Source organism: Rhizobium sp. SG570 (assembly GCF_012275345.1).
GTDB classification, from domain to species: domain Bacteria; phylum Pseudomonadota; class Alphaproteobacteria; order Rhizobiales; family Rhizobiaceae; genus Rhizobium; species Rhizobium lusitanum.
In genome coordinates this window covers 1-18,365 of record NZ_JAAZQI010000035.1, presented here as the reverse complement: position 1 = coordinate 18,365, position 18,365 = coordinate 1, and the positions used below count along the sequence as shown (strand labels likewise).

At 56.8% G+C, this 18,365-nt stretch carries 13 protein-coding genes and 3 pseudogenes; 11 read left to right on the top strand and 5 right to left on the bottom strand.

Features of this window, described 5'->3' with window-relative positions:
* Positions 1–11 precede the first annotated feature (11 nt).
* From FHT28_RS34460 to FHT28_RS34450, 3 genes and pseudogenes are all read right to left on the bottom strand, one after another.
* Positions 12–561, bottom strand: a pseudogene (locus FHT28_RS34460) (DDE-type integrase/transposase/recombinase); the annotation flags it as partial.
* Positions 533–1,792: a group II intron reverse transcriptase/maturase gene (gene ltrA / locus FHT28_RS34455; protein ID WP_168598718.1), complete on the bottom strand. Its 1,260-nt coding sequence runs from the start codon at positions 1,790–1,792 to the stop codon at positions 533–535. The gene ltrA and the pseudogene FHT28_RS34460, both read right to left, overlap by 29 nt.
* Positions 1,793–2,324: 532 nt before the next feature.
* Positions 2,325–2,574, bottom strand: a pseudogene (locus FHT28_RS34450) (IS6 family transposase); the annotation flags it as partial.
* Between the two features lie 183 nt (positions 2,575–2,757).
* Between FHT28_RS34450 and FHT28_RS36615 the strand changes: the two are divergent.
* On the top strand, positions 2,758–3,027 hold the full coding sequence (locus FHT28_RS36615) for a hypothetical protein (protein WP_246705038.1): 270 nt from the start codon (positions 2,758–2,760) through the stop codon (positions 3,025–3,027).
* A gap of 468 nt (positions 3,028–3,495) precedes the next feature.
* On the opposite strand, the gene FHT28_RS34440 is transcribed toward FHT28_RS36615, so the two are convergent.
* Together FHT28_RS34440 and FHT28_RS34435 are read right to left on the bottom strand one after the other, a co-directional pair.
* Complete coding sequence (locus tag FHT28_RS34440) at positions 3,496–4,554, bottom strand: GSU2403 family nucleotidyltransferase fold protein (RefSeq protein WP_348645060.1); 1,059 nt, start codon at positions 4,552–4,554, stop codon at positions 3,496–3,498.
* Positions 4,555–4,941: 387 nt separating this feature from the next.
* The gene (locus FHT28_RS34435) at positions 4,942–5,856 is read right to left on the bottom strand and encodes a LysR family transcriptional regulator (RefSeq protein ID WP_168598715.1); all 915 of its coding nucleotides are present in this window, start codon (positions 5,854–5,856) and stop codon (positions 4,942–4,944) included.
* A gap of 178 nt (positions 5,857–6,034) precedes the next feature.
* On the opposite strand from FHT28_RS34435, the gene FHT28_RS34430 reads away from it, so the two are divergent.
* The 10 genes and pseudogenes from FHT28_RS34430 to FHT28_RS34385 form a co-directional block, all read left to right on the top strand.
* Positions 6,035–6,868 (top strand): ABC transporter ATP-binding protein, encoded by an 834-nt coding sequence (locus FHT28_RS34430; protein ID WP_168598714.1) that lies wholly within the window; start codon positions 6,035–6,037, stop codon positions 6,866–6,868.
* A complete protein-coding gene (locus FHT28_RS34425; RefSeq protein WP_168598713.1) occupies positions 6,858–7,670 on the top strand; it encodes an ABC transporter permease in 813 nt (270 codons plus the stop codon). Before FHT28_RS34430 ends, FHT28_RS34425 begins: the two co-directional genes overlap by 11 nt.
* Positions 7,671–7,701: 31 nt before the next feature.
* Positions 7,702–8,676 (top strand): ABC transporter substrate-binding protein, encoded by a 975-nt coding sequence (locus FHT28_RS34420; RefSeq protein ID WP_168598712.1) that lies wholly within the window; start codon positions 7,702–7,704, stop codon positions 8,674–8,676.
* Positions 8,677–8,698: 22 nt separating this feature from the next.
* Positions 8,699–9,532: a nucleoside phosphorylase gene (locus FHT28_RS34415; RefSeq protein ID WP_168598711.1), complete on the top strand. Its 834-nt coding sequence runs from the start codon at positions 8,699–8,701 to the stop codon at positions 9,530–9,532.
* Positions 9,533–9,537: 5 nt separating this feature from the next.
* On the top strand, positions 9,538–10,536 hold the full coding sequence (locus tag FHT28_RS34410; protein WP_168598734.1) for a nucleoside hydrolase: 999 nt from the start codon (positions 9,538–9,540) through the stop codon (positions 10,534–10,536).
* 14 nt (positions 10,537–10,550) lie between these two features.
* Complete coding sequence (locus FHT28_RS34405) at positions 10,551–11,156, top strand: nucleoside deaminase (protein WP_168598733.1); 606 nt, start codon at positions 10,551–10,553, stop codon at positions 11,154–11,156.
* A 103-nt stretch (positions 11,157–11,259) separates the two neighbouring features.
* On the top strand, positions 11,260–15,771 hold the full coding sequence (locus FHT28_RS34400; protein ID WP_168598710.1) for a molybdopterin cofactor-binding domain-containing protein: 4,512 nt from the start codon (positions 11,260–11,262) through the stop codon (positions 15,769–15,771).
* Positions 15,772–15,908: 137 nt separating this feature from the next.
* Positions 15,909–16,826, top strand: a complete 918-nt coding sequence (locus FHT28_RS36950) for a reverse transcriptase domain-containing protein (protein WP_210255972.1) — start codon at positions 15,909–15,911, stop codon at positions 16,824–16,826.
* Positions 16,810–17,532, top strand: coding sequence for a reverse transcriptase domain-containing protein (locus tag FHT28_RS36945; protein ID WP_168598709.1), 723 nt, complete (start codon positions 16,810–16,812; stop codon positions 17,530–17,532). Before FHT28_RS36950 ends, FHT28_RS36945 begins: the two co-directional genes overlap by 17 nt.
* Before the next feature lie 80 nt (positions 17,533–17,612).
* A pseudogene (locus FHT28_RS34385) lies at positions 17,613–18,101 on the top strand (IS630 family transposase); the annotation flags it as partial.
* Positions 18,102–18,365 lie beyond the last annotated feature (264 nt).

The following is an 18,365-nucleotide window of genomic DNA, read 5'->3' as shown; positions in this document are numbered from 1 at the left end:
CGACGCTGTTATCAGCTTGTCGCGGTCACGGCTTCCCACTCCGCCATAGCCCGCGGGCGATGAATGTGCGTGTCGAGAGCGGAGCGTTGCGAGTGAGGTGGCACGAAGAGATTTCGCAGAGCCGGGAAGACCCAGACGAAACGCTGCAGGCTTCCTGGCGATCGGAAGCCCTGCATCACCCGCTCTCGTTTTCGCAGCGGCACATGAGAATTCTCGGCGCAGTTGTTCAATCCTTTGTGTGACCAATGTTCGACGTTCGGCATCATCTGACGCTTGGCCGCTCCATACGAGCGCAGCTTGTCAGTGATTATTCGCTTCGGCGCGGCGCCGTGTTTCTTCAATAGGCGCGTTAGCAATCACCTCGCAGCCTTCGCATCGCGGCGGTTCTGGACGATCTCGTCGAGCACATATCCGTCCTGATCGACAGCACGCCACAGCCAGTATTTTCGGCCGGCAATTGTGATAACGAGGCGAGTGGCGCAGGGGAATTTCACCCCCACGCTCTCTCAGAATCGGACGTGATACTCTCGCATCATCCGGCTCCCATTGTTCGACCGTATCCATGAAGCAGAGGCCAATGGGCGAACAGCCGAGGTTGGCGCTGCGCGATGCGCAAAAGCCAATGCCGGGATCGCCGCTTATGCCCACGCAAGGACTTGTACTTTCCCGAGGCCCATCGAGCCAAGTATCGCTCGACACTCCAGAGCGTAGGTTGGAGAGCTGAAGGGCAGAACCGACCATAGTAATTGATCCAGCCGCGGATGTACGAGTTGAACATCCGTGCCAGATCATCGAGAGCCCTGTCACTGCGAAGGTGCAAGGACCAACTACGGATCGTGCCCCGTATTGCCTTGAGCGCCGTCGGACTGGCCGCAGGACCGAATGAAACACCCATGCCCCCGGCCTTCTTGCTCACAAGTCTCGGCCGGAAAGTGTAGCCGAGAAAGTCGAACTTGTAGACCGGATGAGTGCCTCGCCGACTTTCATCCCTGCAATAGACGATTTTAGTCTTGTCAGGATGAAGCGTCAGCCCACAATCAGTAAAACGCGCGTCCAGAGCGTTCCGAAGCGCCATCGCCTGGTCCTCGGTCCGACAATGACAGATCGCGTCGTCAGCATAACGCTCAAACGGAATGTCCGGGAAATTCCGACACATCCACGTGTCAAACGCGTAGTGAAGAAAGAGGTTTGCCAAGAGAGGGCTGATTACCCCGCCCTGTGGCGTTCCTCGCTCTCTGGCGACGAGATTTCCGTCCGGCATCTGCACTGGCGCTTTCAGCCATCGTTCAATGTATAAAAGCACCCACGGGCAATCGGTGTGCTTGCGCACAGCCCGCATCAGCAGGTCCGGTTCAATGCTATCAAAGAAAGCCTTGATATCGAGATCAAGAACCCAATTGTAACGCCAGCATCGCTGCCGCGCCACGCTGATCGCATCGAGTGCCGATTTGCCGGGCCGATACCCATAGGAATCCGGATGGAATTCAGGCTCCACCGCCGGTTCCAGATGGCGTTTGACCACCATCTGCGCAATGCGATCGGCGACCGTGGGTATGCCCAGCGGGCCCGTCTTCCCATCGCTCTTGGGTATGTCGACCCGCCGCACCGGCGGCGGAAAGTAGCTGCCCGACGCCAGCCGATTCCAGAGCTTGTACAGGTTGTTCGTAAGATCAGCCTCAAAGTCCAAAATCGTCTGGCCGTCAATACCAGCCGCTCCTTGGTTGGCTCTAACCCTCTTATATGCTTCCCACACCTCCCTTTTCGGGATCGCGTACGGCTTTGCTCTATCCACGCGGATCCTCCCGTCGCCGGTTGTCCACGCTCCAGAGCTGAACAACGCAGCCCCTTCGCTCCAGCCCCATTACAGGACCTTCAGCACTACTACGGGCTGCTCCGCCCCTGTGCTCCGCTTCGGTAATCTCACCCTCGCAGGGACCGCCGGCTTGGGTTTCTCCCTTAACATCGGAGCGACAGGTTCCCGCGTTCCACACGAAAGCCTGGTTAAGAGTCACGCCGCCTTCATGCCGGATGCCGCCTGGGCAGAAATCAGGTCGCCCCCCAGACTTGTCCCGGGCTAACGAATTCCTCCCGGTTTCGACATCATCTTGCACTTTTCGACACGTCATCAGCGGTTCGCTTGCGCTCGTCTCTCTAAACCTCACCTGACGGACTAACGTCCGCCTTTTCTGCAACGCTCACCACCACGGCTCTTTACCGTTGCAGCTTGCAGTGGTTTGAAACCTACCCCTGACGGTCGGCTTCGAGGGACCATACCCTCATCTTCCGTGCAGCTCGGCCCCCACATTGCTGTGGGTGCCTCGCGGCACACCTTCATCCAGGTGCCAAATATCGTCGCGGCAAGACTCCTTGCGGTGCAACCGGAGAGCATAATCGGGTCCGAACTTCTTATCCCAGCGACGGATCGTTTCGTAGGAGACCACGATGTCGCGCTCCATCGGCATTTCCTCGACCAGACGTAGGCTCAACGGGAACCGGTAATAGAAGCCAGACCGCATACACGATGATCTGCGGTGGGAAACGATGGCGCTTGTAGCTGGTGGCAGACATTGTCATGCTGCCATCCCTATGCTGCAAATTCTGATGCCGAGTTCACGTGACAACGCCGTTACGACTAGTGCCATCGCCGAACAATTCGAACTTATTGCCGCCTGAGCCCCAGTGCATGGCTCCACATCCGTGACCTCGATACCGTTTTGCGACAGAACCCATTGATGTCACGGGCGGAGATCCGCGCCGATGATTGCGCGCCGTTACACCCAGTCAGTCAACAGAAATAACGTCACCCGTTCGCCGATCAATCACAACTTTTATGTCATCGCCGTCCCGGTCGACGCCCTGTATAATAAAGACGTTTCGTCTGCGGGCAACATCGTCCACATCCTCCAAGCCTTGGCTTCGCGCTATGCGAATAGCCTCGCGCTCGGTAATACCCATGTCCCGAGGCGGTGGCGATTCTATTCCGGGATTAACCCGTACGCCGCCTGGACCAATTTCGATGCTTTGTGAAAACGACGGCGTCGCCCACATGACTGTCGCAAGAACTATTGCCGCTATGGCAAAATTTCTGACCATTAGACTATCCTAAAAAGCTTGAAATATTACTGACACTTACCTCCTGCGCAGTTTCAAGGCAAACATAAAGGGCGGAGTTTGCCTGGACGACTGAGATGAGGGCGCAAAGGAGTCATCCTGCGCTTGGCTGCGACGCCATTTTTAAGGACGACAACCGACCTGTTTGATGTGAAGGGATACGAACTGGCGACCTGCACGCTTCTCACGCGTAAGTACACCTGATGCCGTGCGACAGCACTATGGTCGCTTTTTTCCGCAGGACAAGGCAGCATTGGCCGCCAAGATTTTGAAGCAGCTCTGCGGAGCGGCACGGATAGCTGAGTCGGACAAAGCTTAGGCTCAGCGCAACCTGATGCGAATGAGCGTTGTCATAGAGCCCGCCTTTTCGAGGAGGCCCAACCTTTATCGCTTGAGAGTGCCAACCATTCGATTGATAGCGTCCCAATACTCCTTGTGCATGGTTTCGGCCGCTTCCGAGATCGCCAGCTTCCAAGCGGGCCCGCGATCCCATGCCTCCTCCAGAGCGTCAGCCAGTGAAGGCCCATGGCCCGTGACCGGCAGGGCTTCGAATAGTATTCCTGCCTGTCTAAGGTCTTTATCCCGTTTGGCCTGGCCGCCGGCGTCGCTTTGGCGGCGACCGGCAATGATAAGCTTGTGCACCGCGTACCTGCAAGGATCAGGGATGACAACTGAGATACCGGCACCATGTAGCAGGATCGAACGAACGGGATCACGGATCAAGAAATCCATGAATCTTAGCGGTTCGGCTGACGCGCCACCGAGAGCGGGCATGTTGGCGGGTTTGTCGGAGTATTCTTCGGCTCCCCTGTTTGTCGTCATGAACTCCACCCTGTAACCGGTTTGATTACGAAAGGCATGAGATCGAGAGCTGCCGCTGATATGCGGCACTGCGCGGAACGTCGGATCAAGCCCTTTTAGGAGATCGAGGATCGGCGGCAGCGAATCCGCCACCTCGGCGGAAATCGCGAAATCCTGGGCTAGGTCTGCATCACCTGTTAGGATCGCTGCCGAAGGCAGACGGATGCCAAGATATGCCGAGTAGCATTGAAAAGCGACCGTGCCGATGAGAACGCCGCGCAACCGGAAGAGACCGGCCTTGGCAAGCACCTGTACGATATCCCCGGTAAAGCGATCAGCGGCAATCAAACCGGCCTCGCGCGTTAGCGTGGAAACGAACTTGCGGCGAGCCTTAAAGTCTGACTTCTCACCCTTGAAGGTTTCGACCCGTTCCGAAATCAAGGGATCGTCGGCAGGCCCAACGTACCGGCGCTTCTGCCCACCCTCACCATCGGGTTGGTCGAAATACCAATAACGCCGACCATCGACTGCCACCGGCACGAATCTACCCGATGGGGGGAAGTCTTCCGCCCAATCATCATCAAATGCCCGTTGCTGGAGCTCAGCGACCATGGTGCGGAACATGAGATCAATCTGCTTAATCACGGCGGCCTCTATATCGTTTTCACAAATCTAGTATAGATACAACCTTTAAGCAAGCTTGGCTGCTGCCACGCCTCAACTCCTCCAATACCGGTCACCACCCACCCTGATCCTCATTATACTATTTTCCCGAACATAGTATAGCATCGCTGTCGAGATGCCCGCTCTTGATGGGATGTGAACTGCCGACACTGCCGTTAAAACATGCTTGTTGCAATTGGATACGAGGGAAGGCTTCAACCGCCGGCATGAAGCAGCCGTTTTGCCACTCTCCTTCGTCCGTTTTGGAGAAGTCGAGGATGCCGAACAACGCTCCGCGAAGCTCGGTGTGAAGCTCATCACGCTTGCCGCCGCAGAGCAAGTCGAGATTCGCAAAGCCCCAGAACTCTAACGATTAGCACGCGTGTACTCACCCAATTCACCTTTCACCATCTCGATGAATTCCATCATATAAACGGGTTGTACCCGACCACGCGGCACCAGGAGCGAAATCCGAGCCGGCTCCATGATGCCGGGAGCAAGCGGGGTCCATGCAAGCTTGCCTTCGGAGACCTCCTTCTCCACCCCGAGCAGCGAAAGGAATGCGATACCCAAACCAGAGCGAACGAGGGCCTTGAGAATGCCGGGACGTTCCGCACGAGCGACGATGCGGCCGGGAGCCTGCTCTCCCTCGAAAATGTGCTTCAACCCACTATGCCGAAGCCAGTCGTCGCCCGGCGCTATGAGTGCCCATTCCGCAATATCGGCCCGCGTCACAACGTCCTTTCGGGACAACGGATGGTCTGGGGCGGTGATAATACCGATCGGATCGGTGACCGAATGCACTCGTTCAGCACGGACATGATCGCTGACGTCATAGGCGAGCACGAGATCCGCTTCCTTGGCCAGAAGCTCGTTGGTAATGCGCTGGTTGTCGCCTGAGATCAAGGTGTAGTTCACATGCGGAAAAGTCGCCTGCAACCGCATCATTGCGTTCGGCAACAGGTCCTCGGTGAAAGTCTCTGCTGCAGCAATCCGGATCGTTCCGCGCACGCCGCCACTGAGGCTGCCAATCTCCTGTTTAACCAGCACTGCCTCCCTATTCCAACGACGAATATAGCTCAGAAGAACACCGCCGGCAGCTGTCGGCCGAATGCCACGCGGCAGTCGTTCGAACAGTTCGGCGCCGATCTCCTGCTCAAGCTGGAGAAGTTGGCGGTTCATGGCCGAAGATGCGACGTTCAGGCTTTCAGCCGCCTTTCGGATGGAGCCATGCCGGATTGCAGCATCGAATTGAGTGAGTGAGGTCTTCAGAAGAGCCACGCCAGCCTCCAAGTGAGCGAATTATTCGCGCAGCAAGCGCCAATAAATCTGCTGGTGCAAGACCGTCTAGCGGACATATCATCGAAATTACTGAAGAGAAGGCCAATAAGGCACATTCAGCGATGCCAAACAAAGGGCGGCGGCCCGCTTGAAGGTAATCAGAACCCAGGGGAACGAGATGCTAGTCAAACCGACGGGGGAGATCTTTCCCTCGATTGAACAGGCGCTGTCGGACTCAATCGCGGCGCTCACTGCGATCGAAATTAGCGATGTCTCCATGTCGTTTGCTGGGAAACGCGCTGCCGTCGATGCACTGGTCGACATCAATTTACGCATCCCTGAAAATCGCTTCATTTCGATTATCGGACGAAGCGGGTGCGGAAAATCGACTTTGCTTCGGATCATCAGCAATCTCATTCCACCGACAAGGGGCGAGGTACGCGTTCATGGCCTTTCCTCCATAGAATACCAGCGCCGCAAGAAATTCGGTTTTGTGTTCCAGGACGCCAGCCTCTTTGCCTGGAAGACGGTTTTCCAGAATGTGGAACTTCCTCTGGCGATCCTCGGCTCGGGCTCTCCGGCTGAGCGGAAAGAGAAGGTTCTCGACCTCCTGAATCTCGTGCACCTGGATGCCTTTGCCGATCACTATCCCGCCCAGCTTTCCGGCGGCATGCGGCAACGCGTCTCGATTGCGCGTGCTCTATCCTATGAGCCGGACATTCTGCTGATGGACGAGCCGTTTGGGGCGCTCGATGATTTCACGCGTCACGAGATGCATGACGAATTGATCCGCATCTGGAAAACACGCGGCCTGACGGTGGTTTTCGTCACCCATTCGCTGAGCGAGGCGCTTTATCTTTCGGATCAGATCGTCGTCATGGCCCCGCGACCTGGCCGAGTGAAATCGATCGTTCCCGTTCTCAATCCGCGTGTCAGCAATCCAGCGCTCCGCGCCAGCCCCGACTATGTGCGTCAAATGCAGGAACTGGAGGCATTGATCCATGAGCAATGATCTCGTCGCATCGTCCATACAGGTCGCCATCGCCCGCTTCGTTTCCCGCCTCATCGATCTGGCACCAGCTATCGGTCTCTTTGTTGCAATCGGGGTCGTCTGGGAGGTCGCGGTGAAGATCTTCGCCATCCCGAGCTACCTGCTTCCCGCCCCGAGTGCCATCGGCGTGAAAATATGGGAAGCACGCGACATGCTGGTGCAGAACCTCGCCTGGACCATGGCTGCGGCGGTTCTCGGCTTCATCATCGGCACGGCTTTTGCGGTCTCGCTTGCCGTCCTCTTCCTCTATTCGAAAGCGGCCGAGCGGGCACTTTTCCCATGGGCGATCACCTTGAAGGCGATCCCCATCCTTGCCATCGCTCCGCTCCTCACCATCTGGCTCGGATTTGGCCTGCCGCCCAAGGTGGCGATCGCGGCCATCGCATGTTTTTTCCCAACCCTGGTCAACACCGTAAAAGGACTACGCACTGTCGATCGGCAAGGCTTGGAGTTTCTTTCCGTCATTGGCGCAACCAAGGCGCAAACCTTTCGCCACGCTCGGTTCTACGCCGCCCTTCCCTATATTTTCGCGGCGGCCAAGGTGAGTTCCAGCACGGCCGTCATCGGTGCCATCGTGGCGGAGTTTACCGGCGCCAATTTCGGGATCGGCACCGTCATCGTCACGGCCGGTTACCAGCAGGACGCAGCTATGCTCTTTTCGGCAATCGTGGCGTCGTCCGTCGCAACCATCCTGATGTTCTATCTCGTCGTCATCATCGAAGAAATCAGTCTGTTCTGGCCCGAAGCCAGCATGGACGCCTGAAACATTTCCCAACCCGTTCGGAGACTTTGCAATGAGATTAGGTGCAAAAACCCTTTCCGCTGCCCTGACGTTGACCGCCGTCATTGATCTTTCGGCGCCAGCTTTTGCGGCCGACAAGGTCTCGCTTCGGTTGCCATGGCTGCTCAACGTGCAGTCCGCCGGTTACGTCATGGCCCGCGAGAAGGGCTTCTACACCGATGCCGACCTGAACGTCGACATCATGCCAGGTGGCCCCAATCTGAACTCGACGGCCCTTGTGGCTTCAGGCGCAAATACGTTCGGAACGAACGATGTCGGGCAGATTCTGCTGGGCGACGCCAAAGGCATGGATCTCGTCATGGTCGCAGCATGCTTCCAGCGCCATCCGGCCGGCGTAGTCTCACTGGAGAAGAGCGACATCAAGAAGCCCGCGGACCTGATCGGCAAGACGCTCGCCTATACGGAAGGCGGTCCGTGGACGTTGACCAAAGCGATGCTCGCCAAGGCGGGCGTGCCACTCGAAAAGATCAAGCTGGTCGTGTCGCCAAGCGACCAGCTCCTGGTCAACGGCTCCGTCGACGCCAGGACAGATTTTGTTATCAACGAAGCGGTGGCTCTCGACCTGCAGGGACACAAGACATCGTCGCTATTGCCCTCCGATTTTGGTGTCAGCACCTATGCCGAGGTGATCTTTGCGGCCCGCAAGACCGTCGATGGCAATCCGGATTTGGTCAAGCGTTTCGTTGCCGCGACACAGAAGGGCTATGACTACGCCTACGCCCACAAGGACGAGGCCGTGAAGGCCATCGTCGGCCTCAACAACCAGCTCAATCCGGTGCAACAAACCAAGCAGATCGAACTGCAGGAAAGCTTTGTCTACACCGATTTCTCGCGCGCCAAGGGTGCTTGCGCCTTCGACGGCACGGTGATCGGAGAGACCGAAAAAACGCTTCGCGAATTCGGCGACCTGAAGACAGGCGTCGACGTTTCGAAGACGTATTCGACCGAATTCATACCCGCGAAATAACACTGCACTTGAGGAGGTAACCATGACGATCCAACATACACCCATTCATCCCGGCGGCCTGCAGATGCACCTGAAGATCAGGCCGGGCGATGTTTCTCGTTACGTCCTGACCCCTGGCGATCCCGGCCGCGTGCCCGTCGTTGGAAGTTCCTGGGACACGTACGAAGAGGTAGCCTATTTCCGTGAATATCGGACGGCACGCGGCAAGCTCGATGGCGTCGATATCACTGCCTGCTCCCATGGCGTTGGCGGCCCTTCGACCGATATCGCCGTTGTGGAACTCTCGAATTGCGGCGCTGACACCTTCATTCGCGTCGGTTCCTGTGCCGCCCTTCAGCCGGAAATCAAACCCGGTGACCTCGTCATCTCCACCGGTGCGCTGCGCCTTTCAGGCACGGTCGACGCTTACATCGACAGATCATATCCGGCGGTCGCCGATCACGAGGTGCTGATGGCGTTGATCCAGGCGGCCGAAGATATGGGCGAACGCTATCATGTCGGCCTCGCCGCCAGCGTCGACAGCTTCTATGCCGGCGAAGTCAATCCGATGCCGGGCGGCTTCCGGCAATCGAGAATGGACCATGTCATCGATGACTTGCAGAAGGCAAAGGTCGCCAACTTCGAAATGGAAGCAGCAACCATATTTACACTGGCGCAATTGTTCGGGTTTCGCGGCGGGATGATTTGCTCCGTCGGCGCCAATCGAATCACACGCGAACGCGAAGATTCCGCTGAATCGATCAAGAGATGCTGCGCCGTTGCCAGTCGCGCGGTGGTCATTCTCGCCGGCTGGGACGCAAAGAAGGCTGAAGCCGGCAAGAAACATTTCTTTCCGACGCTCCTGGCGAAAGCATGACGACGATGTTGAGTGCAGAAAACCCCGCGCGGAGCAGATCGCTCAAAGTCATCTTCGACACTGACCCCGGCGTCGATGATGCGGCAGCACTTCTGTTTCTCAACGCCTACCCATCCGTGACATTGCTTGGCATTACCACGGTTTTCGGGAATGCGGACATCGATACGGTCACGCGCAACGCCCTGTATCTGAAGAAACGCTTTGCCATTTCCGCACCGGTTGCGCGCGGCGCGGGCGCTTCGCTCAGTGGCGAGGCCAGCTTACCGCCGGTTCATGTTCATGGCCAGAACGGGATCGGCGATATTGTTGTGGACCAATCCGGTTTACCCGAGCCGGATGCGCGCGCGGCGCATCGATTCATTATCGACATGGTGCGCGCAAATCCGGGTGAGATCACGCTCCTGGCAGTCGGACGAATGACGAACCTCGCTCTTGCCCTGCGGGAGGCGCCAGACATCGCCTCCCTGGTCAGGAACGTCGTCATCATGGGCGGTGCATTTTCGCTTGCCGGACACAATGGCAACGTGACACCCGTTGCGGAGGCAAACATGATCGGAGATCCTCTGGCGGCCGACGAGGTCTTCGGTGCAGCATGGCCTGTTACCGCAATCGGCCTCGATGTCACCCGGCAGATTGTCATGGGGCCGGCGGAGCTTGATCGGCTGGCCGCCCATGGCGGTGAGGCGGGACGCTTCATCGTCGATACGTCAAGAGGGTATCGCGCATTTCATGCCCAGTTCGGAATTGACGGCTATTACGTTCATGATTCCACCGCTGCGGTCTACGTGGTCGATCCATCGCTGTTTGAGGTGCGCTCAGGACCGGTCCGTGTGGCAACGGACGGGGTCGCGGTCGGGCAGACGATCCAACGTGACTGGGGAATACCCTATCCACCCGGCGAATGGGATATGGCTCCCGACCAAAAGATTGCGGTCAGCGTGGACGCCAATCGCGTGCTTGGCATGTTGGTCGGAACGCACATCCCTTGCCTTCCGGCATTGTGAAGGGACTTCAAGCGATGAATGCGCCAGGAAATGACGATCTGCTTTTGAACGCTCTTCTGACCACATTGGAAGATCATATTCTGCCTCTGACGCAGCAGGGCGTGTCGCGTGGCAACAAGATCTTCGGTGCCGCCTTGTTGAAAAAAGACGACTTCTCCGTCGTCCTGGCGGAAACGAACAATGAGACGGAAAATCCACTTTGGCACGGCGAGATTCATACCCTGAAGCGGTTTTCCGAACAGCCGGCGCCAGGAAGGCCATCCACTAAGGATCTGATCTTTCTGTCCACGCACGAGCCTTGCCCGATGTGTCTTTCGGCGATCACCTGGGCGGGATTCGATAACTTCTATTCGTTTTTTACTCACGAGGATTCCCGCGATGCATTTGGCATTCCTCATGACCTGAAGATCTTGAAGGAAGTTTTTGGATTAAATCCCGGAAAATACCGGCGCAAGAACGCCTTCTGGCAGAGCCGATTTATTCGCGACATGATCGCCGTTTCGGACGAAACGGTTCGCTCGCATTTTGAAGCGCGCGCGGCGGCAATAACAGACGAGTACGCTTGCCTTTCAACGCTTTACCAACAGGACAAGCATCAGAACGCCATACCGCTGAACTGACGGACCTGCCGAAAGCCAAGCCATAACAACTATCACTCGAGGGAAGTGCATCGTCGCGGCCAGAATAGCCGTCTAATCGTCGAAATCAGCCAGGAGATAGCAAATGCCGAACCCGAATTCCACTTTGCAATTCTATCTTAACGGCGAGACGGTGGTGATCGAAAATCCATCTCCGTCTGCCCTGCTCGTCGACTATCTGCGCTCGCCCGAGGTACGGCTAACCGGCACCAAGAAGCCCTGCGGTCAAGGTGGGTGCGGCGGCTGCACGGTCATTCTGTCAGATTGGCCAAGCGGTCATGTTAGAAGTCGCGCCATCAATTCCTGTCTGCGCAGGCTCTGCTCGCTGAATGGAATGGCAATCACGACGATCGAAGGAACGGGCGGATTGCCGACAGATATTGCGGCCTATCCGGCACATCATCCGACTGCCTCCCGCTTCGCACCGCCATTCAATGCGCCTTTGCCGCTCAACCTGCTCGAAGAGGTGAAGACAGCAGGTGCCGACGTCTCACCGGATGGATCGCATGTCAATCCAGTCGCTTATTCGCTCGCAACGAACAACGGCAGTCAATGCGGCTATTGCAGTGTCGGCTTCGTGATGAACATGTCCGAGTTCATTGCCAACAATCCGCAGGCTACGAAAAAAAAGATCGAGGAGATCTTCGACGGCAATCTGTGCCGCTGCACGGGCTACAGACCGATCCTCACCGCAATGGAAACATGGGCGAGCGATTGGGACGCAGCGGACGATGAAAACCGCATGAAATGCCTCCAGGACAACCCGCCGAGCAACGTGCCTAAGACCATGACCCTTCCTGTTCCGGGGACACCCTTGTCCGGGCCGCCGCTCTGGATCGAGGGAACCGGCATAGAATGGTTCGCGCCTTCGAGCATGGCGGATGTCGAGACCATCGACCTCATTCTCAGGAACCAGTCAAAGAAAGTCCGCTTCATCCATGGGGGCACCTCTTACGGTATCTACAAGACCGAATTCGCCGAGGCGGAGGTTGACGCTTTCATAGATTTGGCGGGCGTCACCGAACTGCATCACGACATAAGCAACAGCGCCGGTAATTTGTATATGCCGGCGGGCGCAACATACAGTCAGGTCATCGATGCTATCCAGGCGATTTATGATACCGCCGGCAGATCCGATGAGGCTCTCAGCGATCCGATCTTTTACATGTTGAAGCGAACCGCGGGCCGCATAGTGCGTAACGTCGCCACCATCGGCGGTAATTTGATGCTCTATCTGCATCACATTGCCAACGGCACCGGAGATCCATTCCCCTCGGATCTGGCCACCGCTGTGTACAATGATGCCATGTCCTGCACTATTGATGTCTATAATTATACCGGCGGCAAATGGATATGGAGTCCGAACACCGTTCTAAAGAATATCTTTGATGGTGTCGCCAACGGGCACCAATCTCCGGACGATCTTATTATTTCAGGAATTACCGTCCCATTGGCACTTTCCTATCGGGATCGCCACATCGTTGTCGCTCAAAAAACGGCGCTGAGAGAAGTGAACTCCCATTCTATTATAAATTCCAGTATCGCTTTCGACTGGGACGTCTTCCAGAACATGACGACCTCCGCCCATTTCGGCGGAGTCGACGGCGCCATCTGGACGCCGGATGGAGCGGTTTTCAGTGCGTTTACCGGGATTGCCGGTCTAACCCTCGCAACCCTCTCGGCCACATGCTCGAATTTATATGTCGCAGCGACAAATGCTCTCGGACAGGCAGCGCAGGCGAGAATGCTGGGTACGACGGATGAAGGATTCACGACCGAATTCAAGGTTCAGCTTATCGTAGGCATGTTTTTCAAGGCCGGGATCGCGTTGCTCCAGAAAATTGGGGTCTCGATCCCCCCCGAACTCGCATCGGCCGGTGAAATCACCTGGGGGACCTGGCCTGTCAGCGGCGGCCATCAGGATTACGCGGCGCAGGATTATAAGGCGCCAGTGGGCCAGCCTTACATCAAAGCCACCGCGCTCGAGCAATGTTCAGGCCGGACACACTATACGCATGAACTCGCATATCCTCATGGCACGTTGCACGCTGCCTTCGTTCAAAGCCGAAGCGCCTTGGCGGAATTCAATTTCCAGTGGGTCAACGCAACGGTCACGGCCGAAGAACTGAGCGACCAGCTGGCGGCAACATTCCCGGCTTTCCGACGCCTGATAACCTACACGGACGTCCCCATACAGTCTGCCAACTTTCAAGGCATGGGCGGCGATCAGCCATTGTTCGCGATCGACGAGGTGCTCTACGCAGGTCAGGCGATCGCGCTTGTCCTTGCCGAAACGGAACAGGATGCAAACCTGATCGCTGAGTATGTCTCGGCCAAGTGTCTGGCCTACATGCCGATCGACTGGGGCGGAGCTTGGGACGCAAGCTGGCAAAACCCGATCCTGGCTCTGGAGGACGCAATCCAGAAGGGAAGCGTCTTCCCTGATACGCCCATGGCGGTCCCCTATCTCTGCCATATCTGGCAAGTCAGGCGTCTTCGGAGCCGGATGGACTGGGCAGGGCCGCCAGCTGCTCCAGCCGATTTCGATGCCGCTCCCACGACCGACACGAAAACCATTGATGGGGCGAACTGCCTTCACCTCGTCAACAACCAGAAAACCGGCGGCCAGGCGCACTTCTATATGGAAACGCAGGCCTGCCTCGCCATTCCGGCAGACGAAGGGCGTATCGTCGTCAACTCTTCCACTCAGAGCCCGATGGAGATGCATCAGACTGTCTCGTCGGCTCTCGGGAAGCAATACAATAAGGTCAAGATTCAGACCCGGCTACTGGGAGGTGCGTTCGGGGGCAAGACCGAGCAGGCTCGTTTTACCACGGGACCCACTGCCGTTGCCGCAGCGGTAGTGGACGCTCCGGTGCGCCTTGCGATGCCCCGCGACGAAGACACGGCCATGATCGGCAAGCGGCATGCACTTTATGGGGTCGGAGAAATTGCAGTCGACGACGGATCGGTGCGATCAGACGACAAGGGCGTCATCAAAGGCATGCAGCTAACGATGTGGGCCGATGGCGGCGCCTATTACGATTGCTCCTTTATCGTCACCAATTGCATTCAGACCCGCATCGATAATGCATATATGATCGACAACTTTCTAAGTCAGATCGATGTCTGCAGAACGAACACGTCTCCCAACACCGCGATGCGGGCCTTTGGCGACATCCAGGCCACAAACATCGTGGAAAATCTGATCGACGATGCTGCGGCAGCCTTGAATATGCGCGCGGAGGATCTGCGCGAGAAAAACTTCTATCAACGCGGTGATGTGACGCCCTACGGCCAGACCCTGACCGCCTGCTATATGAGCGAGGTCTGGCGCTACCTGAAGCATAAGGCCAATTTTGATGATCAGCTTGCAAAGGTCCAAGCTTTTAACGCACAGAGCAAATGGCGCAAACGGGGCATCGCGCTGATCCCGGTCAAATATGGATCCGGATATAACTTCGAGCAGTTGAAGCAGTCTTCAGCCATTGTTGTCGTCAACCAGGCGGACGGGTCTGTCGTCGTTCACCAGGGCGGCGTCGACATGGGACAAGGACTACTCACCCAAGTAAGGCAGGTTGCAGCCTATGTGCTGAATATTCCTCAAACGCTCGTTCACGTCGAATCGCCTCAGACAGATACGACCCCCAATACGAGCAGCAGCGGTGCGTCTACCGGCACACCCTATAGCGCGGAGGCCGTCAAACGTACCTGTGAGCAGCTAAGGCAGCAGCTGCATGAATTCGGATATCAATTGCTCAAGGACAACGGAAACGACTGGTGTAAGGATAACGGCGTCGATTTCTGGAACTACGGACAGGACGGTTGGAATACGCAGGTGAAAACAGCGCAAGGGGTCAAATTGATCTGGCAGAACCTCGTCAATTTAGCATATGCGAACCGACTGCCGCTGACCGCCACGTTCAACGCCAATATCGAACATGGCGAGTTCGACATGCCTGTCTTGCGGTTCAAGCAACCGGATGAGCAGAACGATATACCCGGCATCACGAGAGCCCACGTTTCCACCGTTACCGACGTGCAGAACCAATTTGTCGGCTTCACCTATTCTGCCGCCTGTTCGGTGGTCGAGGTGGACATTCTCACGGGCGAGACAACGATCCTACGTTCCGACGTCGTCTATGACGTGGGTTGGAGCCTCAATCCTGCACTTGATGTCGGACAGGTCGAAGGCGCCTTCGTCCAGGGGATCGGCTTCCTTCTAACCGAAAATCTCGTGACCCAAATGGACGACGCGGGTCCGAATGAAAAAGGACATCTGAACACCACCAACACCTGGCGCTATAAGATCCCAGCGCATGTCACGATCCCTCTCGAGTTCAATGTGTCGCTTTTCCCGCGAAACGATCCATCCGTGGTCAACATTCCCCCGGACGACCAAGGGGTCTTTTCCGCAAAGGAAGTGGGGGAGCCGCCACTGGTGCTGGCAAACTCGGTGTTCTTCGCAATCAAGGATGCTGTAAGGGCATCGAGAGTGGAGCGCAAACACAGCGCCCTCTTCAATCTGCGCGCGCCGGCCACAGTGCAGGAGGTGCGAAACGCTTGCGATGTTGTGTGGAGTGAACTGGCAAGCTAGAGCGTTTCTGCTTTTAGCTGAATCGGAAGGGATTGAACTAAGCCGCTAATCGCGGCAATTGGTGCCCGCTTTGAGAGATGCCTCCTGTCTGAGAGGATTTGGGTGTTGCAAACCCACCCTTCAGACAGGAGATCCAGATGGCCGAGATGAGCCCTCTGCGTCGCCGGATGATCGAGGACATGACAGTCCGCAATCTATCTCCGGCCACGCAGCAATCCTATCTTTATGCAGTCGCAAAGTTTAGCCGCTATTTTGGCCGATCGCCTGATCGGCTGGGCCTTGACGATATCCATGCCTTCCAGGTTCACCTCGTGTCGAAGGGCATCTCCTGGTCGGGATTGAACCAGATCGTCTGCGCACTCCGGTTCCTCTATGGCGTAACGCTCGGCCAGGATACAATCCCGGAGCATATTCCATATGCGCGCGAGCCTCGCCAGTTGCCGGTTGTTCTTTCCAGCGACGAGGTCGTCGAATTTCTGCAAGCTGTCTCCAGCCTGAAGGCGCGGGTGGCTCTGACAACAGCTTATGCCGCCGGTCTCAGAGTCTCGGAGGTCTGTGGTCTTCACGTCAACGATATCGACAGCTCAAGGATGGTGATCCACATCACGCGTGGCAAAGGCGGCAAAGCCCGCTACCTTGCGAGAAATCTCTACAAGATCTGGAATCGGATGTCGTCCGGAGCCTACTTTCCGCCACCGGTGCGTGCCGTCTCCATTCCAAAGAAGGCTGGAGGCGAGAGGGTTTTGGGTGTGCCCACGGTCAGCGACCGGATCGCGCAGATGGTGGTCAAACAGATGATTGAGCCGGATTTGGACTCCCTCTTTCTTCCGGACTCCTACGGTTACAGGCCGGGAAAATCGGCCCTGGATGCCGTCGGCGTGACGCGTCAGCGGTGCTGGAAGTACGATTGGGTGCTTGAATTTGACATCAAAGGACTGTTCGACAATCTTCCGCACGATTTTTTGCTGAAGGCGGTCAGGAAGCACGTCACATGCAAGTGGGCTCTGCTCTACATCGAAAGATGGCTGCGCGGCGCCGATGGAGAAGAATGGTGAGGTCGTTGCGCGAACATGCGGCACCCCGCAAGGAGGTGTTGTCAGCCCCTGCCTCGCAAATCTCTTCATGCACTATGCATTTGATTTGTGGATGACGCGGACGCATACCGACCTACCATGGTGTCGATATGCCGACGATGGTCTTGTTCACTGCCAGAGCGAACAACAAGCCGAAGCCCTCAAGGTGGAGCTGAGTTCTCGCTTGGCGGCGTGCGGACTGCAGATGCATCCGACAAAGACCAAGATCGTTTACTGCAAGGATCAACGGCGCCGGGGAACATATCCGAATGTCGCATTCGACTTTCTCGGATATCAGTTCCGCCCGCGACGGGTGGCGAATACACAGCGGGACGAATTCTTCTGTGGCTACACGCCAGCGGTTAGTCCCACGGCGCTTAAATCGATGCGGGCAAAGATCAAAAGCTTGAACATCCCGCGGCAGACGCCGGGGACGCTGGCCGAAATTGCCAAACAACTCAATCCACTCCTTCGGGGATGGATTGCCTACTATGGCCGGTTCAGCCGTTCGACCCTATCCACTCTGGCTGATTACGTTAACATGAAGCTCAGAGCCTGGATCAGGCGAAAGTTCAAACGCTTTCAGTCCCATAAGACACGGGCCAGTCTCTTCTTGCGAAAGCTGGCACGAGAAAGTCCGGGGCTATTCGTACATTGGAAGGCGTTCGGAACGAACACGTTTACCTGATGGGAGCGGTGTGAATCGAGAGGTTCACGCACCGTTCTGCGAGAGGCCGGCTGGTGAAATCCCTCCGGCCTACTCACCCCGGCCTCTCGACGAAGATGGCCCGTCTACGCGGGCGTGCACTTCGAGGCGAGCGTTGCCGAGCCGGTGTTCCGCACGGCCATTGGAAAACAACGACATTTACCGGCGCGTTGCGCCTCACCGGAATGACTGCGCCGTTTGTCTACGATGGAGCGATGAACGGTAACGTCTTCCTGGCTTATGTCGAGCAGGTGTTGCTGCCGACCCTGCGGGTGGGGGACGTTGTCGTCATGGACAACTTGCCGGCCCACAAGACATCCGGCGTGCGCGATGCCATCGAGCGCGCCGGCGCCAAACTCATGTTCCTGCCGCCCTATAGCCCAGACTTTAACCCCATCGAGAACGCATTCTCCAAACTGAAAGCCATGTTGCGAGGCCGGGCAGAGCGAAAGATCGACGCCCTGTGGGACGCAGTCGGCGCTCTGCTACCCCGCTTCACTCCGGCTGAATGCGCAAACTACTTCAGGGCCGCTGGATATGACCCGGAATGAACAAGATCTGCTCTAGATGCAGAATCTGCTCTTGTCCTGCCCCACGAGCGCGAGTCGATGTTTGTCCAATGCTTGATGGAAAGCGGATATACAATACGGCCTTTAGTTTATAGAGTAGCCCGGAAGCAAAGAAACCAAACCCGTTATCAAAAGCTCATTATCGTGCCATAGCGTTGGTGCATCGGTCGCTGAAAGAACGGATTTCTGTCTTTGATGCTCTGGCTACGCGGTGACGGTTTTGCAGCGGACGGATTTCGGGCGTGC